General features: G+C 70.0%; 27 protein-coding genes and 1 pseudogene. 16 read left to right on the top strand and 12 right to left on the bottom strand.

Translation table 11 applies throughout. From position 1 onward, the window contains the following. Positions 1-798: 798 nt before the first annotated feature. Together ACH4FX_RS42535 and ACH4FX_RS42530 are read left to right on the top strand one after the other, a co-directional pair. Entirely contained in the window at positions 799-1,455 is a 657-nt protein-coding gene (locus tag ACH4FX_RS42535) for a TetR/AcrR family transcriptional regulator (protein ID WP_398487221.1), read from the top strand. Continuing rightward, a complete protein-coding gene (locus ACH4FX_RS42530) occupies positions 1,452-2,840 on the top strand; it encodes a phenylacetate--CoA ligase family protein (protein WP_398487219.1) in 1,389 nt (462 codons plus the stop codon). The genes ACH4FX_RS42535 and ACH4FX_RS42530 overlap by 4 nt, the downstream gene beginning before the upstream one ends. 1,170 nt (positions 2,841-4,010) lie before the next feature. Here ACH4FX_RS42530 and ACH4FX_RS42525 read toward each other — a convergent pair. Continuing rightward, a complete protein-coding gene (locus tag ACH4FX_RS42525) occupies positions 4,011-4,547 on the bottom strand; it encodes a hypothetical protein (RefSeq protein WP_398487217.1) in 537 nt (178 codons plus the stop codon). A gap of 304 nt (positions 4,548-4,851) precedes the next feature. Here ACH4FX_RS42525 and ACH4FX_RS42520 point away from each other — a divergent pair, with 304 nt between their 5' ends. From ACH4FX_RS42520 to ACH4FX_RS42500, 5 genes and pseudogenes are all read left to right on the top strand, one after another. Further along, positions 4,852-4,974: a hypothetical protein gene (locus tag ACH4FX_RS42520; RefSeq protein WP_398487215.1), complete on the top strand. Its 123-nt coding sequence runs from the start codon at positions 4,852-4,854 to the stop codon at positions 4,972-4,974. A gap of 306 nt (positions 4,975-5,280) precedes the next feature. Next, on the top strand, positions 5,281-5,745 hold the full coding sequence (locus ACH4FX_RS42515) for a DoxX family protein (protein ID WP_398487228.1): 465 nt from the start codon (positions 5,281-5,283) through the stop codon (positions 5,743-5,745). An 87-nt stretch (positions 5,746-5,832) separates the two neighbouring features. After that, a pseudogene (locus tag ACH4FX_RS42510) lies at positions 5,833-6,662 on the top strand (IS5 family transposase). A 248-nt stretch (positions 6,663-6,910) separates the two neighbouring features. After that, positions 6,911-7,408 (top strand): hypothetical protein, encoded by a 498-nt coding sequence (locus ACH4FX_RS42505; protein WP_398487213.1) that lies wholly within the window; start codon positions 6,911-6,913, stop codon positions 7,406-7,408. Next, on the top strand, positions 7,405-7,743 hold the full coding sequence (locus tag ACH4FX_RS42500; RefSeq protein WP_398487211.1) for a hypothetical protein: 339 nt from the start codon (positions 7,405-7,407) through the stop codon (positions 7,741-7,743). The genes ACH4FX_RS42505 and ACH4FX_RS42500 overlap by 4 nt, the downstream gene beginning before the upstream one ends. A gap of 133 nt (positions 7,744-7,876) precedes the next feature. On the opposite strand, the gene ACH4FX_RS42495 is transcribed toward ACH4FX_RS42500, so the two are convergent. The 7 genes from ACH4FX_RS42495 to ACH4FX_RS42465 all read right to left on the bottom strand — a co-directional run bounded on the left by ACH4FX_RS42495 (position 7,877) and on the right by ACH4FX_RS42465 (position 12,716). Continuing rightward, positions 7,877-8,089: a hypothetical protein gene (locus tag ACH4FX_RS42495; RefSeq protein WP_398487210.1), complete on the bottom strand. Its 213-nt coding sequence runs from the start codon at positions 8,087-8,089 to the stop codon at positions 7,877-7,879. A 168-nt stretch (positions 8,090-8,257) separates the two neighbouring features. Continuing rightward, positions 8,258-8,551 (bottom strand): hypothetical protein, encoded by a 294-nt coding sequence (locus ACH4FX_RS42490; protein WP_398487209.1) that lies wholly within the window; start codon positions 8,549-8,551, stop codon positions 8,258-8,260. A gap of 326 nt (positions 8,552-8,877) precedes the next feature. Further along, positions 8,878-9,714 carry a helicase associated domain-containing protein gene (locus ACH4FX_RS42485; protein WP_398487208.1) on the bottom strand — a complete coding sequence of 279 codons (837 nt, stop codon included), beginning with the start codon at positions 9,712-9,714 and terminating at the stop codon, positions 8,878-8,880. Beyond that, complete coding sequence (locus ACH4FX_RS42480; protein ID WP_398487226.1) at positions 9,624-9,830, bottom strand: hypothetical protein; 207 nt, start codon at positions 9,828-9,830, stop codon at positions 9,624-9,626. The genes ACH4FX_RS42485 and ACH4FX_RS42480 overlap by 91 nt, the downstream gene beginning before the upstream one ends. A 151-nt stretch (positions 9,831-9,981) precedes the next feature. Further along, on the bottom strand, positions 9,982-10,200 hold the full coding sequence (locus tag ACH4FX_RS42475) for an SDR family NAD(P)-dependent oxidoreductase (protein ID WP_398487206.1): 219 nt from the start codon (positions 10,198-10,200) through the stop codon (positions 9,982-9,984). Positions 10,201-10,244: 44 nt separating this feature from the next. Continuing rightward, positions 10,245-11,006: an SDR family NAD(P)-dependent oxidoreductase gene (locus ACH4FX_RS42470; protein ID WP_398487225.1), complete on the bottom strand. Its 762-nt coding sequence runs from the start codon at positions 11,004-11,006 to the stop codon at positions 10,245-10,247. 1,299 nt (positions 11,007-12,305) lie between these two features. After that, positions 12,306-12,716, bottom strand: coding sequence for a hypothetical protein (locus tag ACH4FX_RS42465; RefSeq protein ID WP_398487204.1), 411 nt, complete (start codon positions 12,714-12,716; stop codon positions 12,306-12,308). Between the two features lie 7 nt (positions 12,717-12,723). Between ACH4FX_RS42465 and ACH4FX_RS42460 the strand changes: the two genes are divergently transcribed. Next, a complete protein-coding gene (locus ACH4FX_RS42460; RefSeq protein WP_398487202.1) occupies positions 12,724-13,134 on the top strand; it encodes a hypothetical protein in 411 nt (136 codons plus the stop codon). An 86-nt stretch (positions 13,135-13,220) separates the two neighbouring features. On the opposite strand, the gene ACH4FX_RS42455 is transcribed toward ACH4FX_RS42460, so the two are convergent. Together ACH4FX_RS42455 and ACH4FX_RS42450 are read right to left on the bottom strand one after the other, a co-directional pair. Next, on the bottom strand, positions 13,221-13,424 hold the full coding sequence (locus ACH4FX_RS42455) for a hypothetical protein (protein ID WP_398487223.1): 204 nt from the start codon (positions 13,422-13,424) through the stop codon (positions 13,221-13,223). Beyond that, entirely contained in the window at positions 13,400-13,810 is a 411-nt protein-coding gene (locus ACH4FX_RS42450; RefSeq protein WP_398487200.1) for a helicase associated domain-containing protein, read from the bottom strand. The genes ACH4FX_RS42455 and ACH4FX_RS42450 overlap by 25 nt, the downstream gene beginning before the upstream one ends. Positions 13,811-14,438: 628 nt before the next feature. Here ACH4FX_RS42450 and ACH4FX_RS42445 point away from each other — a divergent pair. The 6 genes from ACH4FX_RS42445 (at position 14,439) to ACH4FX_RS42420 (ending at position 20,598) form a co-directional block, all read left to right on the top strand. Next, the gene (locus tag ACH4FX_RS42445) at positions 14,439-14,939 is read left to right on the top strand and encodes a hypothetical protein (RefSeq protein WP_398487198.1); all 501 of its coding nucleotides are present in this window, start codon (positions 14,439-14,441) and stop codon (positions 14,937-14,939) included. Between the two features lie 1,140 nt (positions 14,940-16,079). Beyond that, complete coding sequence (locus ACH4FX_RS42440; protein WP_398487197.1) at positions 16,080-16,652, top strand: GNAT family N-acetyltransferase; 573 nt, start codon at positions 16,080-16,082, stop codon at positions 16,650-16,652. A gap of 717 nt (positions 16,653-17,369) precedes the next feature. After that, positions 17,370-17,756: a hypothetical protein gene (locus tag ACH4FX_RS42435; protein ID WP_398487196.1), complete on the top strand. Its 387-nt coding sequence runs from the start codon at positions 17,370-17,372 to the stop codon at positions 17,754-17,756. Between the two features lie 220 nt (positions 17,757-17,976). Further along, positions 17,977-19,026 carry a hypothetical protein gene (locus ACH4FX_RS42430; protein WP_398487194.1) on the top strand — a complete coding sequence of 350 codons (1,050 nt, stop codon included), beginning with the start codon at positions 17,977-17,979 and terminating at the stop codon, positions 19,024-19,026. A gap of 365 nt (positions 19,027-19,391) precedes the next feature. Next, the gene (locus ACH4FX_RS42425; protein WP_398487192.1) at positions 19,392-19,880 is read left to right on the top strand and encodes a hypothetical protein; all 489 of its coding nucleotides are present in this window, start codon (positions 19,392-19,394) and stop codon (positions 19,878-19,880) included. Between the two features lie 292 nt (positions 19,881-20,172). Next, positions 20,173-20,598, top strand: coding sequence for a hypothetical protein (locus ACH4FX_RS42420; RefSeq protein ID WP_398487190.1), 426 nt, complete (start codon positions 20,173-20,175; stop codon positions 20,596-20,598). 373 nt (positions 20,599-20,971) lie between these two features. Here the strand turns inward: ACH4FX_RS42420 and ACH4FX_RS42415 are convergent, their stop codons facing one another. Further along, on the bottom strand, positions 20,972-21,283 hold the full coding sequence (locus ACH4FX_RS42415) for an NUDIX domain-containing protein (protein WP_398487188.1): 312 nt from the start codon (positions 21,281-21,283) through the stop codon (positions 20,972-20,974). Between the two features lie 95 nt (positions 21,284-21,378). Then, the gene (locus ACH4FX_RS42410) at positions 21,379-21,945 is read right to left on the bottom strand and encodes a helix-turn-helix domain-containing protein (RefSeq protein ID WP_361592255.1); all 567 of its coding nucleotides are present in this window, start codon (positions 21,943-21,945) and stop codon (positions 21,379-21,381) included. A gap of 161 nt (positions 21,946-22,106) precedes the next feature. Between ACH4FX_RS42410 and ACH4FX_RS42405 the strand changes: the two genes are divergently transcribed. Next, a complete protein-coding gene (locus tag ACH4FX_RS42405; protein ID WP_398487222.1) occupies positions 22,107-23,039 on the top strand; it encodes a TIGR03564 family F420-dependent LLM class oxidoreductase in 933 nt (310 codons plus the stop codon). Between the two features lie 401 nt (positions 23,040-23,440). Then, a complete protein-coding gene (locus ACH4FX_RS42400) occupies positions 23,441-23,593 on the top strand; it encodes a hypothetical protein (protein ID WP_398487186.1) in 153 nt (50 codons plus the stop codon). Positions 23,594-23,659: the final 66 nt, after the last annotated feature.

Here is a 23,659-nt window from a genome sequence, read left to right as displayed (position 1 = left end):
ACGCCCTGGACCGCATCTGGGACGAGATCATCCCCGCCCTCGGCTCCGACTACGACGCCTACAGCAACGTCTCCTCCGTCGGCTGGGCCGCCTGACTGCCGGGCACTTCGCCGAGCGCCGCCGTCTTCGGGCCGAGCCGCTCTCCCTCAGGTACGAGCCGGGCCGCTGGCCCGCGAGGGCGAACAGCTCCTGGCACCCGGGCCGGTGGTGCCACCTCCTCCCTGGCCGGGGAGGGGCCGTTGCTCCATGCCGGGGAGGAGGTGGTCGGCGCGCCCGTGTTCGCCGAAAGCCGGTCGAGTTCGTCGCCGCCGTAGGGCCCGTGGCCGTCCAGGGCCGTCCACCGGGTCGGGGGTCTGGCCGCTGCCGTCGCACCGGGTGCACTGGACCGTGCATGTGTGCCCGTCCGGGGTCTGGGGCTGGTCGTCCTGGCAGCTGTATCACATCGCGTCCTCGTCCTCCTGCCGTTCCGGCTCGCGTGGGCCGGCGGGGCAGTGTCCGGGCGGCCAGGCGCTCGCGCTGCCCGTCGTGCGGCCGAGGCACAGCTCTCCCGCTGGGCCCGGGGCCGGTCTTCGACGTCTTCACCGCGTTGTCCATGAGCCCGGGCCGGAGCCCGCCCAAGGCGGTGCTCGTGCCGGCCATCGTCCTCGTCGTCGCAGCGGCGATCGCCTGTGGTGTCCGTGCGCTGGCAGGGGCGGTGGGGTGCGCGAACGGGGCGTAGGAGGCCCTGGCGACGGTACCGGCGCGGACTTGGGCCACCTGTCCTGGATGCAATACAGAGCTGTGCTGTATTCTATTGCTGTGAGACCTGACAACGATCCCGAAGGACACGCCACCGCCGTGCCGGCCCCGTCCACGAAGACCCCCGGCCGGCCGCGCAGCCGGGAGGCGGACGAGGCCATCCTCGCCGCGGCACTCGATCTGCTCATCGAGCGGGGCATCGGCTGGACCAGCATCGAGCAGGTGGCGCGCCGCGCCGGAGTCACCCGCGCCACCGTCTACCGGCGCTTCCCGGCCCTGACCGACCTGCTGGTGCGGGCGGTCGAGTGGGAATACCGGGACGTGGACCCCCGCTCGATGGAATGGCCGGACATCGACAGCATGCTCACAGCTTGGGCCGACCACCTCGGCAAGCCCCGCGCACGCAAACTGATCCGCCGCCTCTACGCCACGGTCGACGACCTCCCCGAACTGCTGCGCGCCTACCACAAGGCCCACGGCAGTCACCGCAGCCGTGCGGTACGCGCCACCCTGGAGCGGGCTCGCGCGGCCGGGCAGCTTCCTGCGGACAGCGACCCGGAGATCCTTCAGCAGATGCTCAGCGGCGCGGCTCTGCAACACCTTGCCGCGCACCCCGACACCACCGGCGCAAAAGAGGTCAAGACCTACTTCCTCGCCGTCCTGGGCCAGGTCGGACTGTCGGCCGTTTCCCTGCCTCGAAGGAGCAACGCACGATGACCGAGAACACGGCGTGGCTCGGGCGGGACGTCCGCAGGGCCCGCAAGGAGGGCATGCCCGCCATCACGCGGCGGCAGCGCGACCGGCTGGCCGACATGGTCACCCATGCCCGGGCCGCTTCCCCGTACTACCGAGGTCTCTACCGCGGTCAGCCCGAACGGGTGGAGGACCCGGCGCTGCTGCCGGTCACCGACAAGAAGCAGCTCATGGGGCACTTCGACGACTGGGCGACCGACCGCGCCATCACGTACGAGACGGTGCGCGCCTTCAGCGACGACCCCGGCCGGATCGGACAGCGGTTCCTGGGAAAGTACATGGTGGCCACCACCTCGGGCACCAGCGGCCGTCGCGGACTCTTCGTCCTCGACGACCGGTACATGGACGTGGGCGCCGCACTCACCTCCCGCGCGCTCGCCTCGTGGCTGGGCCCCGCCGGCCTCCTCCGGGCAGCCGCTCAGGGCGGCCGCTTCGCCCAACTGGTGGCCACCGGCGGGCACTACGTCGGTTTCGCCGCGTACTCCCGCACCCGCCGAGCGGGCGGGTGGCGCAGCAGGCTGATCCGGGCGTTCCCGGTGCACACACCGATGCCGCAGCTGGTGGCCGAGCTCAATGACTACCGCCCCGCCTTCGTCATCGGCTACGCCAGCACGATCATGCTGCTCGCCGCCGAGCGGGAAGCCGGCCGCCTGCGGATCGACCCGGTGCTGATCCAGCCGGCCGGCGAGACGATGACCAGGCACGACACCGACAGGATCGCCCGCGCCTTTCGCACCACGGTCCGCACGATGTACAGCGCGACCGAGTGCACCTACCTGAGCCACAGCTGCGCCCTTGGCTGGTATCACGTCAACAGCGACTGGGCCGTGCTCGAACCGGTCGATGCCAACTACCGGCCCACCCCGCCCGGCCAGTTCTCGCACACCGTGCTGATCAGCAACCTCGCCAATCGCGTACAGCCGTTCCTGCGCTACGACCTCGGCGACAGCGTCCTGCTCCGGCCCGACTTGTGCCCATGCGGCAACCCGCTGCCCGCGATCCGTGTGCGAGGGCGCTCGGGCGACATGCTCACCTTCCCCACCCGCTGCGGCGACCCCGTACAGCTTGCCCCCCTGGCCTTCGGCACCCTCTTCGACCGCACTCCCGGAGTCGAGCTGTTCCAGGTCGAGCAGACCGCCCCTTCGACCCTGCGCGTACGTCTGCGACCGTCCGCCGGCAGCGATCCGGAGCGCGTGTGGCAAAGTGCCCACTTGGAGCTGACCCGCCTGCTCGCCGACAACAAACTCGACCACGTCACAGTCCAGCGTGCCGAGGAGCCGCCCCAGCAGACGGCCGGCGGCAAGTACCGGACGGTCATCCCCTTCGACCGGTCAGGTACCCGGTCCTGAGCAGCAGCGGTGGGCGGCCGGGCACCCTTTTCGCCGCGGTGACCTGCGCCATCGCCCCGGACGCGGCCCGCGCAGCGGCACGGTCCGGGGCCGTGGCCGCTCCCCGCGGCCGGTCCCCGCCTGTCGGCGTGGTCCGGCGCCTTGAGCATGAAGCCGTCTCGAGCGCGGGGAGCCCCAGGCCGCCGGTGCGGGACATACCGGGTGGCGTTCCCTGGCTTTGCCCAGTGCGTGTAATCGAGCGGCTTCCGCCATGCTCTTGCGCCGCATCTGTGGTGCGGTGTGGAGCTGCGTTGCGGAAGAAGAAGTGAAGACCGCCGAAACCCGGCGCGGGCGATACAGCCAATTGCGGCCGAGTTTACCTATGGGAATTGTATTCTCGCCCGCTGTTCTCATAGAAATGGAAAGTTCAGCCGGTCACCGGCCGTGCAGCGCCGGCCTTGGCTGCCGTAGGCCGTGACGAGCCGAGTGTCCGCCTGGTCTTGAACAAGGCGCCACATTGGCCTGCATGAGGGTGATGGCGTCGTCCTGTGGCCTTTGCGCAGCATCTCGCCTGGCTCAATGCTGCGTTCCGTGGAGAATGAGAAATCTCCGCGGCGGGACTCCTGTGAGTATTTCTCGAAGTGCCGTCAGCTTCCGCTGGGCGGGCGTATCCTCCCCGTTGCACGGTCCGGGCCCGTTCACTGGAGGGATGGCGATGCCGGGTGAGGGGCGCGGGGAGCCGGTTTCTGGCCCCGCCTGAGCCAGTGTCCGCCACCTCGGCCTTCAGGCGGAACGGCGACAACCGTGGTCACCCGAGGCCGTGCCGTCGCCGTTCAGCGCGATGCACGAACGTTCCTCAGGCGGCAGGTTCTTCTCGTGACACCGTCACAGATGTCGGGAGGTCTGGGCCACTTGCCCGGCCTGTTCCGGCCTGCTGTCCCGGCCGCCGGCGCCGTTGCGCCTGACGCGGGCGACGGCAACGCCTCCGAGCTGCGCCGGCACGATTGGCCGAGGAATGCCTGCCGGCGCAGGCCGGCGTCCTCGGCAGCCGGGCCGGTGGCAGACGGTCACAGCCGGAGCGGCAGGGGACTGTTGCCGCCGGGCAGCCGGCCGACAAGGCCGAGAAGCCGCTGCTTGCCGCCGGCCGGCGCCGGGCCACCGTGGCACCGCAGATGTGCTGTGGTGCACGTATCAGCGCAGGATTTCGGCTCGCAACCGCTCCTTCGATGTCGCGATGTCCCAGTAGCGAACAGTGCCCCGCGCGTTGTTGTAGACGCCGGTACCGCCGGTGATGGCCATGTCGAGCGAACTTCTTCCGCTCACCATGAGCGACTGCATCGTCAGAGAGCCACGCTCGAGTTCTATCGAGATCAGGCACTGCGTCGTGATTCCTTCGCCATCGATGTGAACAACCTGACACGTCCCGCCCCCGCGTCCGGCTCTGCGGCCGTCCCTTATGGCAGTGCCGGAATAGACGTTCATATCGCCCAAGCTTGGCCCTGCCGGGCCGAGATCAGTAGACGCGTACTGATCATTCTGGAGCTTGAGTTCCAGAACCTCGATGTGCCTCCTTTCCGGAGTTTCGGCGTCTGCGCTGTCCACAGCGCAGACACCGACCACAGCGGTGGCCAGCGATATGGCGAAAAGAGTCATGAGCCTCGCTCGTGCGTTGCTCTTCCTCGCCTGACTCCGATTTACGCCAGCGGATTCCGGATTGCTGGTGGCCATGGCGGATCCCCTCACTGTGACGCTCTTTCATGCGAACACCCCGACGCTATGACTGGTGAGGCATCATGTCTAAGGCCAATATCGCTATGGCGTTATGGCCTCGAGGGCATGGGAGAGCTGAACGCGCCCAGGGCGTTCTTCGGATCGGCCCTGGCCGCGTTCGGCGCCGGTCTCGGCCCGCCTGGCTGTCACGCCCGCGTCGCAGTGGGCGGCAGGGCGCCGGTTCTCCGCGCTGGACAGCCTGCCGGGGCCAGGCTGGTGGGTTCGGGTGCGCCGGCGGGACAGGGCAAGTGCGCTGGGGGTCGTGTGGGGGCCGGATGACATCGTCCTGATCGCGGGAAAGGGCGGCGAGCCCTACCAGATCGCCGGTGAAGAACTGCTCGCCTTGAGCGACACGGCAACCGTGCACGACCTCGCGGGGGCGTAGACGTCCTGTCCCGCCCTGGCGCGACCAGACACACGGCCTGCGCGGTGCCCTGCAGGGGTGAGGGGCCATGCGGCCCGCCCTTCCCCGGGCAGGTCGGCTGCCACTGCGGGAAGCACAGGGCGAGGGCGGCCCGTACGATGACGGGAAACGGCCCGGCAGCGCACCGTCAGCGCCTTGATCGGCACGGCGGTACTCCCGGCGTCGTACGGCGCGAGCCGCCCGCCGGACGACGCGCGGGCCGGGGAGTTCGGCAACTGTGGGAAGCGGCGGGGCAGCCCCGCCCACCGCAGCTTCCAGGAGGCCGTCATGCTCAACAGATCTGCCGTGCTGTCCGGTACGCCCCTAACCCGGCTGACGCAGCGACTCGACCTGGCCCGCCCGTACGCCCTCTCCTCTTTCCGTGCCGTCATCGGCCTGCTGTTTGCCTGCCATGGCGCCGCGTCCCTCTTCGGTGTGCTCGGTGGCGCCGCGGGCACCGGCGGGACGGTCGCCGCTGGCACCTGGCCGGGCTGGTACGCGGCGGTGATCCAGCTTGTCGGAGGAGCCCTCGTGACGGCCGGGGCCGGCACGCGTACCGCCGCGCTCATCTGCTCGGGTTCCATGGCCTACGCATACTTCGAGGCCCACCAGCCGGCCGGGCTGTGGCCGCTGGAGAACGGAGGCGAATCGGCCGCGGTCTTCTGCTGGGCCTTTTTGATCCTCGTTTTCACCGGCCCTGGCCCGCTGTCCCTCACCCACTTCCTGCGCAAGGCACCAGCCCCGCGGTCCTGAGCCATGAGACCCCTCCAGCCACCGGGCCCGGGACAGGCACTAGGTGGTGTCTTCAAATGATCTCAGGTGGTGGATCATGGTTGGGTGATACGTCGCCATGAACTGTCGGACGCTGAATGGGAGTTCGTTCGGCCTCTGTTGCCCCATTCTTCGCGGGGTCGGAAGCGGGTGGATGACCGCACCGTGCTCAACGGGATCGTGTGGAAGTTCCGTACCGGCACGGCCTGGCGGGATGTGCCCGAGCGGTACGGACCATGGCCCACACTGCACACCCGCTTCCGGCGCTGGGCCCTGGACGGCACCTTCGAACGGATGCTCCAGGCCGCCCAGTCCAAGGCGGACGCGGCCGGGGACATCGGCTGGCTCGTATCGGTCGACTCCACCGCCGTCCGCGCCCACCAGCATGCCGCCGGGGCTCGAAAAGGGGGCTCCAAGCCCCCGGACTCGGACGCTCCCGGGGCGGTCTGACCAGCAAGATCCACCTGGTCTGCGACGCGGCGGGCCGCCCGCTCGCCTTCACTGTCACCGGCGGGAACACAGGCGACTGCACGCAGTTCACCGCTGTGATGGAGGCGATACGGGTGCCCCGCACCGGCGCGGGGCGGCCACGGGCCCGGCCCACCCATGTCCTGGGCGACAAGGGCTACAGCCCCAAGGCCATCCGCACCTGGCTCAGGCGCCGGAACATCGGCCACACCATCCCCGAACGGGCCGACCAGCTCCCCAACCGGCTCCGGCGCGGCAGCCACGGCGGGCGCCCGCCGGCCTTCGACAAACAGCTCTACAAGCACCGCAACGTGGTGGAACGCTGTTTCAACCGCCTGAAGCAATGGCGCGGCATCGCCACCCGCTACGACAAGACCGCCGAGTCCTATCAAGCAGCTGCCACCCTCGCATCGCTCCTGATGTGGGCGTGACATTTGAAGACAACTGCTAGGAGGAGCAGCCGATGAGCACCCAGCCCGACCACGCACCCGTCCCGTCGTACGCACCCGCACCGGGTGCTCCGGCCGAACTGCCCGCGCAGCTGCGCGCCGACCGCTGCGCGCTCCGCATTCTGGGCGCGGCGCCTGACCGGCTCATGCCTGGACCGTTCCGAGACCGCCTGCCGCCCGGTCGAGGCGAGGCAGCGATGAGGCGGAGCGCAGGGCGGCACGGGGCCGCCGTGAGCGGCCGACGGCCCAGCGGCCGGGTGGTGCCCGGCCGGGACAGCACGTGGACGTGGGGGTGGCCCGCCGCCCGGATCAGCGCGGTGGGCGACGAGTGTGCGGCGCGGGCGGTGATCGGCGAGTGCGGCGCCGACGAGCCCCAGTTCTGGGATGCGCTTCCGGTCGTACGGGTGAACGGACGGCGGGCGCTGACCCGCTGGCCCGGCTCGTACCTCGTCGTCGCCCGCAGTGGCGGGACGCTGATCGTGATCGGGGGTCTCGCCGGGCAGCACCCGGTGTACTACCGCACGGATGCGGCCGGCACCTGGTGGGCGACCGCCGCGTCCGCGCTCGCGGCGCTCGACGTGATCGCGCTCGCCGCCCATCTCGCCTGCGGACAGCCCGACGTGCTCGCCACCGGGCCGATGGCCGGCCGCTCAGCTCGGATCTGGCAGTGCCGGACTCGACCACGCTCGCGTGCCTCGCGGCACAGCGGGGGCCGGTGGCCACGGTGACGTTCGCCGACGAACGCCTGCGTGACGACGACCTTGCGTTCGCGGCCCGCACCGCGGCCACCGTGCCGGGACTCACTCACCATACGGTTCCCGGTGCGGCGGCCACCGTGTACTACGCGTGCCTTGACGACCTGCCCGCCCTGCCGGTCACCGACGCCCCGAACGCGTACGCTGTCACTGCCTCCATCAGGCGAGCCGTCCTGGACACCGTCGCCGCGAACCCGGGGGTGCACTTCACTGGCGCGGCCGGCGACGCCGTACTGTCCGACCCCGCCTGCGGCCGACTCGCTCTGACCGCTGGGCGAGCGAGCCGGCCTCACACGGTGCGGCTGTAGGGTGCGCTGCGACCCGGCGTGTACGCGCGCCGGGTAGAGGAACCGTGGGCTGGGCCTCGGGAGCCGGTGAGTGGTTGAGCGGTTCGTGAGGGTCTTCGGCGGCGCGGAGTTCGTGGTCGAGGATGCAGTCGCGTCACAGGGCGGCGATGTTCCGGCGGGTCAGACCGCGATGTCCGGCTTTGGTGAGCAGAGCTTCGGCGACCATGAAGGCCAGTTCTTCGGTTGCGGAGAGCAACTGAGGGGTGGTGAGCGGGCTGAGCTGGAGGTGCAGAGCAGGAACATCGTTACTCGGAGCGGCGGCGACGATGCCCATCACGGCCCGGTTGACGGTCAGCGGTTGATTCATGGGTCTGTCACTTCCTGCGGTGGGGGAGAAGCATCCAGGCGACGAGACGATTGCGGTCCTCGGCGCAGATGCGCGGGATGGCGTGGGCATCGGTGACCTTGCCCTCGATGGCGCGCAGCGGCGTGACCGCAGCCTCCGTTCGTACGATCGCGGCAGTCCGCCCGACAGTCAGTCGAGATCAGGCTCATAGCCGTCGGCCGCGCCGTTGCGCGGGCCGTCGGGCGGCTCGGGCACCGTGCCGCTCCCGCCACAGCGCTCGCACGTAAGCGTGGTCCGGCTGCCGTCAGGTGCCTCGACGGTGCTCTGCCCGTTCTGGCACGAGCCGCACCTGGGCACAGTCTCCTCCTGGCGCTCACGCTCCCGTTCACGCTCGCGCAGGAGCTGCAGGGTCAGGTTGATCATGCGGCCGTAGCGGCCGTCCTCGCGCAGCAGATACGCGTACTGCGGATCCACCCAGCCCATGAGCGGCCTCCCGGTGGTTGCGGGTGGTACAACTCCAGCGTCCTCCGAAGCCGGTGACCGGTCCAGGCGCCCACCCGCCGCTGAGGGGCCCGGACATCATGGTGCTGCCCAGTCGAGTCCGAGGCCGGCCAGCACCGTGCGCTGCTCCAAGGTGAGCTTGGCGCGTCGGCTTTTGGTGTGCGATAGCCAGACGCCCAGGCGCACCGGTACCTCTTCACCACCGGCCTTACCGTCCCCGTCGGCTTCCGCGTCGGCTTGTGCTGGTCGCAGGATCTCGATGTGTTTGCGGGGGACGGTCAGGGTGTTTTCGCGGGCCTGGTACTGGGTCAGCGCCGCGATGCCCCGTCGAAGGCGTTCATGTCGGCCAGGCCGGGCACGCCGTCGGGGAACGCCTCGGCACCAACCGGGCCGTCCTCCACCACGCCCTGGCCCTCGCCCTCATCCGGGCCAGCGGGGGTGATGCCGAGGGCGGCCAGGCGTTCACGCTGCCCGTCGTGCAGCTGCTCCCACCCCTCGCGCTGCGCCTTGAGCCAGCGTCCGACGTCCTCGCCGTCCACGACGACCCCCGGGCGGATCTCGCCCGGGGTGGCGCCGTCGTCTCCCAGCAGCCGTCGCACGAGAACGTAGCGGCGCTGCCAGTCGACGGGCCAGGCCGGGCTCCAGTCCGCATCGAGGGCTTCCAGGAGCCGGCGGCGCTCCTTGGCCCGTTCCTCGTTGGCACCGAGGCCACCGGTCTTACGCAGGTTGGCGAGCCACTGCCCCACGGCCACATCGTCGGCGACCGCGTCCTTCGATGCGGCGAGTGTCCCGTGGACCGCGAAGTAGGTACGGGCCGCGGACAGATTCTTCATGAAATTCGAGTCGGCGACCGACCACACCCTGCCGAGTTCGTCCAGCAGCTCGGTACGCCACGCCTTGAGCGCCCCCGCCCGAAACGCCCGCCGCAGCTCGCTGATCCACGCCCCCAGAGCGTAGATACGGTCGCCGTCTTCGCCTAGGGCGACGGTGCCGCCCAGCGGCACCTGCGCGGTGCCGTTCTCCTCCACCCAGATCCGCAAGGCGTTGAGGCCGGTCAGCCACACCTCCGAATCCGGCTGCAGGACCCGGGTGCGCAGGAAAGCCGCGATGGCGTCGGGGTTCTTCGGCAGCGAGAACCGCAACAACGGCGTCCGCGCCTTCCTCTTCCGCCGCCCTCGCTGCCGATCACCCCCAGGACAGACGAGGTGTTGATCACCGAGGCATTGCCGCTGGCGCGCAGCAGCGGCATGGCGGTCTTCATGCCCAGCCAGGTGCCGGTCTGGTCGACCGCGATCACCTGGTGCCACGCGTGCGGATCGTTTCCTCGACGCCGGCCAGTCCACGATTCCGGCGATGGTCACCAGCACATCGAGCCCTGCGAAGCGTCGCTCGACCTGGGCGATGGCCTCGCTCTACTGCTGCGGCGACGAGACGTCCAGGCCGATGCCCAGTGCTTCGGCGCCAGCGCATCCCAGCCGGGCCGCGAAGTCCGCCGCGGCGTCGGCGGAGGCATCGGTGAGCACCAGATGTGCTCCTTGGCGAGCGAACAGCTCCGCGGTGGCCTGTCCGATGCCACCCGCCGCGCCTGTGATCAGCGCTGTTTTTCCTGCCAGGCGTCCCGTCATGGTCATCCCTCGATTCCTCATGTGGTGTGTTCGGTGCCCCGTGTGCCGGTTCAGAGCGCGGTGAAGCCGCCGTCGGCGGCGACTATGGCTCCGGTGACGAAGCTGGAGCGCGGGGAGGCGAGGAAGCACAGCACCTCGGCGATCTCGGCCGGCTGCGCCACCCGGCCCAGGGGCTGTGCGTCGGCGAAAGACGTGAGGTAGGCGCGGCTGTCGGAGCGGAAGGTGTCGAGGAAGTCGGACTCGATCACGCCCGCGGCAACGAGGTTGGCGCGGATGCCCAGGGGCCCGCCCTCGACAGCGAGCACCTTCGTCAGCTGGGCCAGAGCGCCCTTGGACGCGCTGTAGGCGGCGCCGGCGGGCAGCCCGACGGTGCCCGCGTAGGAGCCGGTGCTGACGATGGCCCCGCCACCGCCGGCCCGCATGGCGCCGAAGGCCTCGCGGGCGAAGAAGAACGAGCCGCGGGCGTTGACTGCCATCACCGCGTCCCAGTCCTCGGCGGTGGTGTCGGTGACGGGCTTGTTCACGGTGCGCCCGGCGTTGTTCACCAGGATGTCCAGCCTCCCGAACGCGTCGACTGCCCTCCGCACGGCCCCGACGGCGGTCTCCTCCCGCGTCACGTCCCCGGTCACAGCCAGGACACCGGGAAACTCCTCCGGCAGGTCTTCGGTCTCGGGGCGCAGGTCGACGGCGACGATCTGGGCGCCACGGGCGCTCAGCAGCGCCACCGTCTGTCTGCCGACCCCTCGCGCACCCCCTGTGACAAGGGCTACCTTCCCGGCGAACTCGGCATCCCGCCGATCACCGTCACCAATCCCGGCCACGGACGGCTCCTCTCCTCGGTTCTCCTCGACCAGCGCGCGTCCCGCGCCAGTCGCTCTCCACCGAGAATGAGCAGGTCAGCAGCCGTCGACCAGGACGTGCGCTGCCTGGGTACGGCACACCCAGGCAGCGCACCCGGATCCGTTCCGGGTCCTGACATGACAAGTTGTGTGGGCTTTCGGTGCAGGTCAGCGGTGGGATGGGCTCGGTCGGCGGCTGTGCGTACGGTGGTGGGCATAGGCAGGGGTGGGGTTCCCCGGCTGCGGCTGGTCACGGCCGGGGAGGGGCGTGATCCGGGGCCGCGGCTGTGCCGTGGGTGCGGTGGGCCGCTGATGCCGGCGGCGAAGGCGACGGCGGTGTTCTGCTGCTCGGCCTGCCGCTCGCGGCACTGGCACAGGCAGCGGCGGGCGAGGGCGAGGACCGAGGCGGTGTTGGCCGCAAAGGCTGCCGTCTGCCCGGAGTGCGGGGCGGCCTGGACGGTCGGAGTCGAACATTCTGTCTCGGCGAGGTACTGCTTTTCCCGCTGCCGCGAACAGGCCTGGCACCGGCGGTGCATGCGTTCCGGCGGGACGCCGGCGCCATCTCAGAAACCGCGTCTCGAACGCAGCACCACCCGGCCGGCGCCGACGGAGACGAGCGCCCGGAACCCGTCCCACTTCGGCTCGGCCGCCCAGCCCGGCCGCAGATCCGCGACTGGGACGGAAACGCTCAGCATCGGCTCCGGCAACGTCCACATCACGCCGGATCTCTTCCACCAAGCACCCCGATGCTGTCGCTGCGCCGCCAACTCCCGCTAAGGGGTGAAGGCGGGAGAGGTTCTCGCCCGGAGGGAGGAACCGCAGTGATCGTTCGACTCGTGGGCGGCCCGCTCGGCGGCTGCGAGCTGTCGACCCCCGGCCCGTGGGCCGGGGGGCTGGCTCACGGCCGGTGACGCCGACTGGGCCTGCACGTCCCGGTCCACCACGACCTGGTGACCGGCGTCGTCCTGGCGGAGGTCCGCGTCACCATGCCGCGACGGCAGTAGCCGTCGCGGCCAGCGGGCAAAATGCCTGCTGAGCGCGCCTGGAGGCGTGGGAGCATGTGGCTATGGGTGAGGATGGGGAGCCTGACGAGTTCGAGGACAAGGACCAGGCTGAGGAGCAGGATTCCGGCGAGTCCGAAGACGCGGATCTGACGGAACCGATTGATCTCTCGGGCTTTTACGCGGCGGCGTTCAATCCGTTGCAGGACTATGTGCGGAAGCAGAACGCCTGGATCGGCAAGATTCTTGCTGAGTCTGCTGCGGTCAGGATTCAACCGGTTCTTCCACGGGTCGTGTTGGATTCTCCGCTGATCCGGATGAACGCCGTGACGGAGAACCTCCGCAGGCAGATGGCGGACCTGACGGGCTTAAACGACATGGTCCGCCAGGCCCTGCAGCCGCTGGGTGCGACCACCGGACGCCCCAGTGGCACGGCGTCTTCGCCTCCCTCGGCGACATCATCAACAGGCTCTACCCGGAGAACCTGCGCGACGTCACGCCAGATCTGGATGTCTTGGAAAAGCTCCTGGTCGACGAGGGAATACCGCTCATGTGGGTGCCCGGGACGCAGACGGTGCGCGCCCTGCTGGAAGCGCCGGATGCCGCCACTCGACGCCGCATCATCGGCCGACGTTGGAAGGGCATCGTCAACGACTGCGAGGCGGTACTTGAAGAGGTCCACCACCCAAGTGGTCCAGGATGCCCGCGGCTTCGCCCTCGACGTCGTCCACGCCCTGCGAGCTGGCCACACCAGCGCAGCTCAGGCACTGGCCGCCAACCTGCTCGGCTCCATCCTCCAGCGCCCCTTCGACAAGGCCGCCCGCATCCAGCTCACGAAGAACGACTTCAAGGCCAAGGGCATCAAGTTCAAGCTCGGCGACTACAAGTTCAAGGTCGCCTGCACGTTCGCCCCGGTCTGGTACGCGCACGCCAGGTATTTCCCGCAGAACGGCGACCCCGTCCCTCGCACCTTCGGCCGCCACCCCAGCGCACACGGTGTCTCCCGAACGCAGTACTCGCGGATCAACGCGGTGTATGCCCTCATGCTGGTCACCTCGGTGATCAAGTTCTTCGACACGGAACTGCCCAGCAGGCGGTAAGCACGAGACCCCGGGCTGTCATGACAGCCCGGGGTCCTTCTGTGCACTGGTGTGGCCGACCGGATCAACGCCTACGGCCAGCGGCGTCATGCCCATCCCACCCCGAGGTCTCGCAGCGCGGCGAGCTGGTCGGCGTCCAGCCGGTCCCTCCTCGATTTCGTGTTCGAAATCCACACACCCGGCTTCACGGTCACCGGCTCGGTCTCGCCGTCGACCGTGATCTGTTCGCTGTGGCCTCTCGGCGCAGGCCGGTCGCCCTCCTGCTCTACCCACTGAGTGAGGGCCGCCAGGCCGCGCTGGAACGCCTGCTGCGCTTTGCCCGACCCTTCGCAGGCGTTGCCGCCGGGGCAGGAGACGGGGCCTCAGTGGGCTGCAAGCCCAGCGCGGTCAGCCGCTCCTGCTGCGCGGTGGACAGCTGCTTCCAGGTGCCCGGCTTGCGCTGCTGCTGGAGCCACCGCCCGATGTCATCGCTGTCCATGAGTACGCCGGGTTGGATCTCGGTGAGGACGGTGGGGCCGTCGGCGTCGACGAGGTCGGCGAGGACGCGGTAGTGACGTTGCCAGTCCAGGGGCCAGGGGCAGTTCCAGTCCGGGTCGATCGCGGTCAGCTGTTTCGCGCGCTGCGCCGCCCGCTGCGCGTCCTTGCCCAGGCCGCCTTCGCGCCGGAGGCTGGCCATGTACTGTCCGACGGGCACCAGGTCCTCGGCGTCGCTCCGACGGGTACCAGGTCCTCGGCGTCGCTCTCGCCCCACACCGCGTCCTGCCGTGGCGCGAGGTGTCCGGTGGCCCGGTGGTAGGACCGGAGTGCGGCGAGCTTGTTCTCCCATGCTTGGCCTGCGGTCCGGTAGTTACGTGGGATTGATCTTGGATTTCTCGTAGGTGGGGTGGTGCGTCTATGGGCGGCTGTGCTCTCTGGGGCCTGCGGTTCCGGATGGTGCTGGTCAGTGGCGTGTGTGGGTGAGGAAGGTCCCGGAGGGGATCGTTCGCGCTGGGGGCCAGGCGGGGCAGTTTGAGTCGGTGGGCGATGAGGCTGAGGGCGTCGTCGGTGGTGCGGTGTGGCCGGTTCGGCAGGGTGGCGAGTGCGCGGGCGAGGGCAACGGTTTCGGGATAGGTCACCAGGTCGCGTGCCAGGAGTGCGGGGGAGGCGCTGTTGGTGGCGGTGAGGTGGGGGTTGATGGCACTGAGCCGGGTCAGGCGGGTGTGCCAGCGGTGGGTGAGGTGTTGCTGGTGGTCGTACCAGCGGGTGGTGATGGCGCGCGCTGCGGTCCAGGCGGTGGCGGCACGTGGGTGCCGTAGGAGGCGCTGGTGGGTGTGGTGCGCGGCGGAGAGTTCGGGCACGGCCCCTGTGCGAATGGGGGAGGTGAGCCGTGGGTCGGGGGCGGCTTGGTGGTGGCGCGGGCATACGATCCGGTGCGGCGGTGGATGAACCCAGGCGGTGTCGGTGGCGTTCTGGCTGCGGTGGCGGGTGCACAGGGTGCAGGCACGGACGGGCCGCTGCCCGGCGTCGAGCCGTTTCCAGCGCGCGGTGGCAGCGATGTGGTGGGCGTCGTCGTCGGGGACGAGGCGGGGCAGGGCGCGCGTCAGGTGGGGCAGTGGTGTGCGGGTCAGGCCGACGAGGTGCTGGGCCGCGTTGCGGTTGAGGTGGAGTTCGGCCGCTGGTGGGGTGCCGTGGCGGTGGAGGGTGATGTTGGCGCTGTCGAGGAGATGGGGCAAGGCCAGCTGGTAGGTGTCGGCGAGGCGTTGGGTGTAGGAGGCGGTCGCTTCGCCGGTCAGCGGCCGTATGCGGAGCACGCCCGGCGCGGCTGAGGGGATGTGCAGCCATACCTCGGTGGTGAGGACGGCGCGCTGGGCGGGGGCGGCTGCGGCACGAGCTGTGACGTGTGCCCGGCTCACGGGGTGCTGGTATTCCGGCTGCGGGGCCGGGTGCGGGGTTGGTAGTGCTGTTCGGCGAGCCGTGTGGCGCAGTAAGTGCGAGATGCGTGGGACGCCGGCTGCAAAACTGCAGGGACACTCTGATGCGAGTTGCAATAGCGCGCGCACGGGCCCCTCAGGTCTGTGGGGAGTAGGCGCGGAAGCAGTCCCGGCTGCTGCGGTCCCCACTCGGGTAGGGAGTAGTTGCTGCCGAAGAATCCTGATGTCATCGCGGCGGCAGCGCCCTCACGTACATGGGGAGGGGTTCCTCCAGCCTGGAGAGCAGCCCGAGGACATGGCGGCACCCTCACGTGCCTAGGGACCTGAACGTGATCACCTTCCTACACGTAGGCGGCACCCTCACGCGCCTGTGGGGAGTGGTAGGGCCAGGCGATGGTGGAGGGAGACGCAGTCGGCGGCACCCGCACATCTGTCATATACGTGAGGAGGGAAGTAGTGGTAACTGCACAACGGTTGGGCAGTCCGGCACCTCTTGGTTGCCAACTGGGTTTCAGCCAGGTGCCGACTCGCGGTCCCGTGTCCGTGAATCTCTCATCTCGGTGTCCTAGCGGTGTGCTTTCTGACGTGCACAGATGAGGGCCTGTGTGGCGCAGTGAGTGCGAGATGCGTGGGACACAGACTGCAAAGCTGCAGGACACTTTCATGCGAGTTGCAGTAGTACGCGAATGCGTCTTGGTGATCGGTGCGCGCGGGCCCTCGGGGGTGTTCCGAGGACCCGGTGGCACCCTCACGCGTGTGGGGAGTGGGCGCAACCCAGTGCTGCGATGGGGCGGCCCGGGGCGGCAGAAGTGGACGGCATACCTCCATCCGTCCGGGGTCCGATACAGGACGAGGCTGGTCGGCGCCCCGAGGGTGCGCCAGTACGGCCGTCGTTTGCCCGCCATGTCGGCACGGTTCTGATGGCTCACCCCCCCATGCGGCGCGCGCGTCCGGTGTCACCGGGCCCGTACGCGCTCCCGACCGTCCGGATAAACGGATGGTCCGAGGCGAGCGCGACGCGGCAGGATGCTCCGCATGACATTGCACACCCCCGAGCTGCACACCACCCGCCTGCGACTGCGGCCGTTCACCGATGCCGACGCGAGGCCGCTCTACGCCTTGCACAGCAGCGCCCACGTGATGCGTTACTGGGACTCTCCGCCGTGGACCGACCCGGCCCGCGCCCAGCGCTTCATCACGGCCTGCCGGACGATCGAGGAGGAAGGCACGGGAGCGCGGGTGGCCATCGACCGCCTTTGCGACGGCGGGTTCATCGGCTGGTGCGGCCTGACCAGCTGGAACCCTGACTTCCGCAGCGCGTCCCTGGGCTACGTCTTCAACGCCGCCGCGTGGGGCCACGGCTACGCCACGGAGTCCGCGCACGCTGTCCTGCGGTGGGCGTTCGACACCCTGGACCTGAACCGCGTCCAGGCCGAGACCGACACCCGCAACGTAGCGTCCGCCCGGGTCCTGGAGAAGCTCGGCTTCGTCCGCGAAGGCACCCTCCGCGAGGACTGCGTCGTCAACGGCGACGTCTCCGACTCCTGGGTCTTCGGCCTCCTCCGCCGCGAGTGGCACCCCGCGGCCACACCGACGGCCAGCCGCTAGGACCGGCGCGGCTGGGCGGGGGAGCACTGGCGTAGTGCTGTACGGGCGCTTGGAGTACTGCTGAGCCCACGGTGGCCTCTTCGGTGGTGCACGATCCCGCCGCGGTGAAGCGGTTCTGGACGGCGGAGCGGATGCGGGATGCCGAGCCCTTGCCGATGCCGGAGTTCGATGAGGACGAGTACGACGGTCCGAGGTGGGCGGGCCTTCCTGGAGTCGGCACCGGCACCTGGACGCCGTTGGCCCGGCCCGCCGTGCCTCGCCCACCTTGCCTTGGCCATGGTCGCCGGGTCCCAGGATCAGCCCGGGCGGAGCAACCTTCGGTCCGGCGCGGACGTACCCGCCCCGGTCACTGACCCCGGCGCGCTCCGGCCCTGCTCTGCGCCGGCCAGGGGCGCTGGACTGTCGCCGTCGTGCGCCGACGAAGGACAGAAAGCGTCATCTTTCGACAGGGCGCCCATGGAATGAGACGTGACCGTTGCCTTCCAGGAGGGGCCTCGCGGTGTCCTGCGGTGGCCCGCCAGGATGGTTTCCTTACCGCGCCCACGGTGCGCGTTCCCGCCGGTCATCCCCACCGTTGACCGTCCCGGGTGAACTGCAGCACACGCTCGAACCGGCACGACCAGCATGATCGACATGATGACGGCGTCCTGACCTGACGGCTTGGCGTCGCACCGAGGTGGGGCGGTGCGCCACGCGAAGCCCGGTTCAAGGAGCCCCATGTCCACCACCAGCCCTTCCGCCGACCGTCGGCGCCGCGTCCAGCGCACGCAGCCGGCCCGGCTCGCACGCCTCCTGGACGCCGAGACGCAGATCGGCTGTCAGAAGGCGTTCCGGGAGGTCACCAGCGCCGGTGAGGTCGGCCGGCTTCCTGACCGTCTCGACCACCACGGCCTCGGCTTGGCCCTGCGCATCCTGATGCAGCAGGACTACGTGATGTGGAGCCCTCTGGCCGCCGGCCACCTGTGGCCCGACGTCTACCAGCCGCTGACGCACGCTCTGCCGGGCACCCGCAGCAAGCAGGCCCGGGACGCCGCACCAGGCCCACCTCGCCGGGGCCGGCGAAGCAACCGAGGACGGCGACTTCCACCCCGACGAAGTCCTTAACGCCTACGACGAAGAGGACGACGAAGAGGACGACGAGGACGACGAGGACGAGGACCGCTTCGGCACGGAGTCCGAGACCGCCCAGGACGGGTCGCAGGATCCGGCGGAGCCGGACGACGAGGACCTCGGCATCGTCCCGGGCCCGCAGAAGGATGCCGAGACCGCCGCGCGGTGGTGGCTGGATCAGCTGGCCGAGGACGGCGTTCTGCCCCGCTACCGGATGCCGGATCCCTACCCCGGCCGTGCCGAAGTGCCGCTCGACGCCGCACTGGGCACCCTGCGGGCCACCGGGGACGTGCACGGCTACGAGGACGAGCTGCGCCGCATCGTCGACGCCGAGCCCCGCGACGTCGACGCCTACGCCCACCTCGGCAGCCTGGCCCTGCAACGCCACGACGGCGAGTTCGGTGACCTCATCTCCTGGGTCGGCCCCACCGCGGCCGAGCGCCGCCGCTTCCTGAAGGAGGCGCTGGCCTGGTACGAAGCCGCCGTCGGCGAAGCCGCTCTCCCGATGGTCTTCCATGGCCGGCTGCCGTGGTCCGAGACGGACAACCGCCCCTTCCTGCGCGCCGTCCAGGGCCTGGCCCTGACCCTGTGGCGGCTGGGCCGCTTCAACTCCGCCGAGCGCGTTCTGGTGACCCTGCTCTACCTCAACCCGAACGACAACCAGGGCGCGTTCGAGGTCCTGGCCGGCGTCCGCGCGCACCGCCGCTGGCACCCGGGCATCACCGAGACCGACGACCAGCGCATCCGCAACGACGTCTTGATCGTCGCCCGCCGTCCGGTCCACATCCGCCCCGGCAGCCTGCGCACCCGGCTCACCGGCGCCGTGCCGCCTACGCCCGAGACGGTCGCCTGCGTCGTCCGCCGCGCCGCCGCCGAGGCCCTGGGCGCCACCTGGGACGGCCGGTCGTCCCATATTGTCGTCGGCCATCCGCGCACCGGCCTTAAGGTGGCGATCGTCGCCCGGCATCAGCGTGGCCACAGCCTTACCCCGGACGCGTACTGGTGGGACGCCCACCACGCCGGCGCCGCGATGGACGGCCCCGTCCTGTTCACCCTGGTCGCCGACCGCGGCTACATCGCCCTCGCCCAGCTCCTGCGCGCCGACCAGCTGGCTGCCTACCGGGCCGCCGACCTCCCGCGCCGTGAGCGCACAGCCTTCACCACTACCTTCATCCACGGCGATACCCGGTACGGCACCGACATCGCCCGAATGATCAACAACGCCCTCGACGACCTCCCGGCGCAGCCCGGCTCCTGGCGGTGACCGCGCAGCTCCTGCCCAGCACACCTCCGCTGCGCCCTGGAGCCGGCCGGACTCCAGCGCCTGGTCCTCACCGCCATCGCCCCGTACATCGACCGCGACGTCCTCGCCCGGCAGGTCACCCGCCAGGACGCAACGCCGCGCCCTGGCCGCCTTCCTGGACGACTGGGACGCGGCGGCCGGGGGCACCCGCGTAGTGCGTTCAGAGCCTGTGTCTGAACACCAAGATCCGAACTGGTCAGTCCCGGGGCGAGGGTGGCGGTGAAATGATTCGGATCCGGCCATACCGGCCCGGGCCGCATCGCCGGTCAGCCCGCGAGTAGGTTCTGAACCTGAAATCTCCCGGGAGGCATGAGCGGCCCACTGGCGTGACGAGTCTGGGCATCGGCCGTTTTCCGGGCGTGATCACGCGTCAGTCGCTTACTGCCCTGTCCCTGACCGCGACCGCGCTGGGCGCGGGCCTCGCTACCGCCAGCCCCGCTTCGGCGGGCGGCATCGGCGCCTTCCTCTCTCCTGCCTTCAGCACCGTGTGCGGCAACCTGAACAACGGTGCCCACGCCGACGGAACCACCACCGGCGGTACCGGCACAGCAGGTGGCAACCGCGCCGGGATTCCCCTCGGCTCCGCCCTCAACCACTGCGGCGGCGCCGACCTGCTGCCGAATGAGGCGGGGAAGCATGACCAGGTCATCGGTGAAGCCCTGGAGAACGTGGGGGTCGATGCCAAGGAAGTCCAGGTCGGTCTGGTCAACGTTCAGGACGTCCCGGTTCAGGTGACGAGCAACGCGGTCGGTGTTCTGAGCAAAGGCACGGCCTCCGTAGCCAACGCAGCCGAAAACGGCGCACTCGAAGACTGATCATGCTTTCGGGCGGGAGAAGGGGAGCCTTTCCGACGAGGAATAGCCTCCCGTGTCGGTGAGGTACCGCGTCCGTAACCCTCCCGGGGGGCGGTCGCGTTGTTCGTAGCATGCATGCGCGAATCTTCGCTAAGGGTGCTGGTGTTGCCTGCGCGGTCGCCTTGGGCGCACTCGCAGGCGCCCAGCCCGCGTCAGCGGGCGGCCTCCTGCCCATCGGCAACGCCGCCTTCGGCACCGTTTGCCACACCACATCCACGCCGGTGCCGACACCGTAGCGGCGAGCAGCCCCGGCATGTCCCGCCCCCTCGCCGAACGGCACGATCCGCGGGCCCAGAGGCTGGCCGGCCCCGCCCGGGCCGCCCAGGCCGCACTGGCCTGGGACGACTCGCTGCGGCAGGCCAAGGCCTCCCTGATCGAGCAGGGCGACAAGGCGCAGCGGAAACTGAACTGGCTGCTGCGCGGCCGTCTGGCCGACGCGATCCGCGACCGCGCCCTGCTGCCCATGTGGTTCGTGACCGTCCTCGGTCCGGTCCCGCCGGCGCACAAGACGCAGGAGTGGATGGACCACGCCACCGAGGTCCTGGCCTACCGGGTCACCTACGGGATCACGGACCAGGCCCTCGCTCTCGGTGCGGCGCCCGAGAAGTACGTGCCGCGCCGCACCGAGTGGCACCGCGAACTCATCAAAAACTGCGCCGCTGGTAGCCCGCGCCGGTGACGTACGAGACCCCGGGCCCTGCGGCGGGCCTGGGGTCTCGTACGGCGGCGGGGAAGCGGTCACAAGCCGTCCCCGTAGCCGAACCGCTCGATGGACCAGCAGGTGCAGTTCCTGCCCCCGTACAGCTCCTTGTCACACTCCTCGTGGTGCTCCCGCACCGGCCGCTTCTTCGGGACCGCTGCCGATTCGCGGCTCGGCGTCCGTGGGCCTTTCATCGAGGTGTCCTGACGGTGGGGCCTCTGACATGCGTATATGCCGGGCCGTGTGGCGCAGTGAGTGCGAGATGGCCGGGGCATGGTTTGCAAAATCGCAGGTTACTTTCATGCGAGTTGGCAATAGGCGAGGGCAGGGTGGCCGTGGAGGCGACCGTGGCCTATCGGCCGCGGGGATCGCGGCCGACGGCGTCGTAGGCGCCCCTCTGCGCCAGATCGGTGGCCGGGACCGTGACGCCGGTCTCCTCCTGGAGTTCGCGGGTGGCGGCCGGACTTGTCTCCCCGCCATCCATGTGACCGCCCGGCGAAGCAGGAGGGTTCGCCGGTTTCCGGCCGGAGCGTTGCAGGAACTGGCGCGTGAGTGGTTCACCGGCAGCTATGAGTATGGCGGGTTCGCAGCCGAAGGGGTCCTGGACATTTGAGCCCACCGCCGTCGCCGACCGCGTTTTTGACCACCGGCGACCTGTCCGCATCCCCTGGCCGACAACACCCCCGCGGAATGAAGCGTCCGGCACTGGCTGTCCGGCGGTTGAGGTCGCCGACGGCCACAGCCGGTATCGATGGGGCGTTACCAGCTGCGTGCGGTGCGGTGCAGATCCTCGAAGCTCGTGTGCAGGTGATGCCCGAGCGTGCCGTACTGCGGATCGGCCAGCCACCGGGCTGCGGCGAGCTGGTATGCGGTGACGGAGACCGCGGCGGTCAGCGTGGCCGCCGGGTCGGGGATGCCCCGTGTGCGCAGCGCGGCGGTGATCGCTTCACCAAGGGCTGCCAGTTTCGCCCATTCGCGTTCTCGCAGATCGGTATGTGCGTCGAGAATGTGCCTGCGGCGCTGTGCTGCCTCCCGGCGCTGGTCGAACCAGTCACTGCCGGCGATGAATGCCGCGCTGACCGCGTCGAGCGGGGACTGCTTGGCGGGTGCCGCGCCCACCGCTTCGCGGACCTCGGCGATGAACGAGTCCTGCTCGGGGAAGAGCACCTCGCGTTTGTCGGCGAAGTGGTTGTAGAAGGTGCGCTCGGTCAGGCCGGCTCGCGTCGCGATCTCGGCGACGGTCGTGCGTTCGTAGCCGCGCTCGGTGAACAACTCGATCGCGGCTTCCTGCAGCCGTTCCTGCGTGCCGCCCGGCCATCGTCCCATGACACGCAGAGTAGTGACTACAGAAACTGCAATCAAACTGTACAGTGATTGCAGAGCCTGCAATCACCGTGGTGCTGCGGGGCGATGGAGGTCGCGGTGGTGAAGACGACGTGAGTCATGGGAAGCGGATCACGAAGGAGCTCGTGATGGACACTGCCGGAATGAGGGTCGGAGTGTTTCTGGGAGGCACGTTCGCGCAGGAACCTGGCATGACCAACCTTGTGGACCGGGCTGTGGAGTTCGCGCACGAGGTGGCCGACGCCGGGGTGCGCACCGTGTGGTTCGGGCAGGCGGCGGATTACGACGCACCCCAGCTCGCCGGGCTGGTAGGCCGGGCGGAACCCAGGGTCTGCGTAGGTACCTCGGTCGTGCCGATGTACCCTCGCCATCCGCTGCTGCTCGCGGCTGCGGCGAAGACGGCGCAGGCGGCTGCCGCAGGGCGCTTCCGGCTCGGCGTCGGACTCGGCGCGCGCACTGTTCTCGAGCCGCAGTTCGGCCTGCCGTATCCGCCGCAGATCCAGCACCTGCGCGAGTACCTCACCGCGCTGCGCCCGCTGCTGGACGGCGACGACGCCGCCTTCATGGGGGAAACGCTGGCGTCGCGGCCAGTCGGCTCGACGGCCGTGGCCGGGGCTTCCCCGGCGGTCCCGGTCCTGGTGGCTGCGATGGGGCCGCAGGCCCTCGCGGCCGCGGGCGAGCTGGCCGAGGGAACGATTCCGTTCCTCGCCGGGCCTCATACCCTCACCGAACAGATCGTGCCGGCCATCACCGAAGCCGCCGCCGCGGCCGGGCGGCCGGCCCCGCAGATCGTGGCCGGGGTGCCCGCGGTGGTCACCGACGACGCCGCAGCCGCCCGCGACCGCGTCTCGGCCGCCCTCGACTTCTACGACAGCATCCCGTCCTACCAGAAGGTCATCGCGACCGAGGGGCTGTCGAGCGCGGCGGACCTGCTGATCGCCGGCGACGAGGGCACTGTCACTGCCGGTCTGCGCCGCTACTTCGACGCCGGGGCCACCGAAGTCATGATCACCCACACCGACCTCTTCGACGCGCAAGACCGCGCTCGGACCTGGGCTGTCGCCCGGCTTCTGTGACTCGGGACCGAACCGGCCGCACCGCCCCTCCGGCTTCTCCCGCCGTGATCGCTGTGCGGTTCTCGACCGCCCGGTCTACCGCCCCCGCGGAAAGGCAGGACCACCGACCAAGCTCCGGCGGGGCCGGGTGCCGATTCGCGGCCCGGCGTCCGTGGGCCTTTCATCGCGGTGTCCTGACGGTGGGGCCTCTGGCATGCGTATATGTCGGGCAGTGTGGCGCAGTGAGTGCGAGGTGCCCGGGACATGGATTGTAAAATCGCAGGTCACTTTCATGCGAGTCGGCACCTGGGCCCAGCTGACCGCCCACACCCGCACCGCCCTGGCACGCACCGGCCGCGCCCGTGTGGATCAGGAACTGCTGCGCTGGGCCTTCAGCCGCCTCGCCTGACCACCACACCACCATGCCGCTCGCCGCGCCACCGTCGCCTGTCACCGTGGTCATCGACCGCCATGACGACGCGCTCCACACCCACACCGCCCTGGCCGCCCACCACCTGCCGTCCGGCCGGATCACCCTGCACCCCTTAGTACTCCAGCAGCGGATCGTGTCCTGAGCTGGCGGTTGTCGTTGTCCTGGTATGGAGGCGATAGCTGACGCCGGCCGGTGGAAGGCCGAGTTG

This window comes from Streptomyces sp. NPDC018019, from assembly GCF_044327805.1.
Lineage (GTDB): Bacteria > Actinomycetota > Actinomycetes > Streptomycetales > Streptomycetaceae > Streptomyces.
Note: the sequence above shows the minus strand (reverse complement) of the source record. Positions and strands in the feature narration are given on the sequence as shown.

Coding starts and splice junctions, on each gene's coding strand:
- ACH4FX_RS42495 (WP_398487210.1), bottom strand. CDS start 8,089: ATGAATCAACCGCTGACCGTCAACCGGGCCGTGATGGGCATCGTCGCC.
- ACH4FX_RS42450 (WP_398487200.1), bottom strand. CDS start 13,810: ATGGCCAGCCTCCGGCGCGAAGGCGGCCTGGGCAAGGACGCGCAGCGG.
- ACH4FX_RS42405 (WP_398487222.1), top strand. CDS start 22,107: ATGAGGGTCGGAGTGTTTCTGGGAGGCACGTTCGCGCAGGAACCTGGC.
- ACH4FX_RS42420 (WP_398487190.1), top strand. CDS start 20,173: ATGTCCCGCCCCCTCGCCGAACGGCACGATCCGCGGGCCCAGAGGCTG.
- ACH4FX_RS42515 (WP_398487228.1), top strand. CDS start 5,281: ATGCTCAACAGATCTGCCGTGCTGTCCGGTACGCCCCTAACCCGGCTG.
- ACH4FX_RS42430 (WP_398487194.1), top strand. CDS start 17,977: ATGCCGGATCCCTACCCCGGCCGTGCCGAAGTGCCGCTCGACGCCGCA.
- ACH4FX_RS42410 (WP_361592255.1), bottom strand. CDS start 21,945: ATGGGACGATGGCCGGGCGGCACGCAGGAACGGCTGCAGGAAGCCGCG.
- ACH4FX_RS42435 (WP_398487196.1), top strand. CDS start 17,370: ATGTCCACCACCAGCCCTTCCGCCGACCGTCGGCGCCGCGTCCAGCGC.
- ACH4FX_RS42400 (WP_398487186.1), top strand. CDS start 23,441: ATGCCGCTCGCCGCGCCACCGTCGCCTGTCACCGTGGTCATCGACCGC.
- ACH4FX_RS42475 (WP_398487206.1), bottom strand. CDS start 10,200: ATGACCATGACGGGACGCCTGGCAGGAAAAACAGCGCTGATCACAGGC.
- ACH4FX_RS42490 (WP_398487209.1), bottom strand. CDS start 8,551: ATGGGCTGGGTGGATCCGCAGTACGCGTATCTGCTGCGCGAGGACGGC.
- ACH4FX_RS42415 (WP_398487188.1), bottom strand. CDS start 21,283: ATGCGGACAGGTCGCCGGTGGTCAAAAACGCGGTCGGCGACGGCGGTG.
- ACH4FX_RS42480 (WP_398487226.1), bottom strand. CDS start 9,830: ATGAAGACCGCCATGCCGCTGCTGCGCGCCAGCGGCAATGCCTCGGTG.
- ACH4FX_RS42525 (WP_398487217.1), bottom strand. CDS start 4,547: ATGGCCACCAGCAATCCGGAATCCGCTGGCGTAAATCGGAGTCAGGCG.
- ACH4FX_RS42440 (WP_398487197.1), top strand. CDS start 16,080: ATGACATTGCACACCCCCGAGCTGCACACCACCCGCCTGCGACTGCGG.
- ACH4FX_RS42530 (WP_398487219.1), top strand. CDS start 1,452: ATGACCGAGAACACGGCGTGGCTCGGGCGGGACGTCCGCAGGGCCCGC.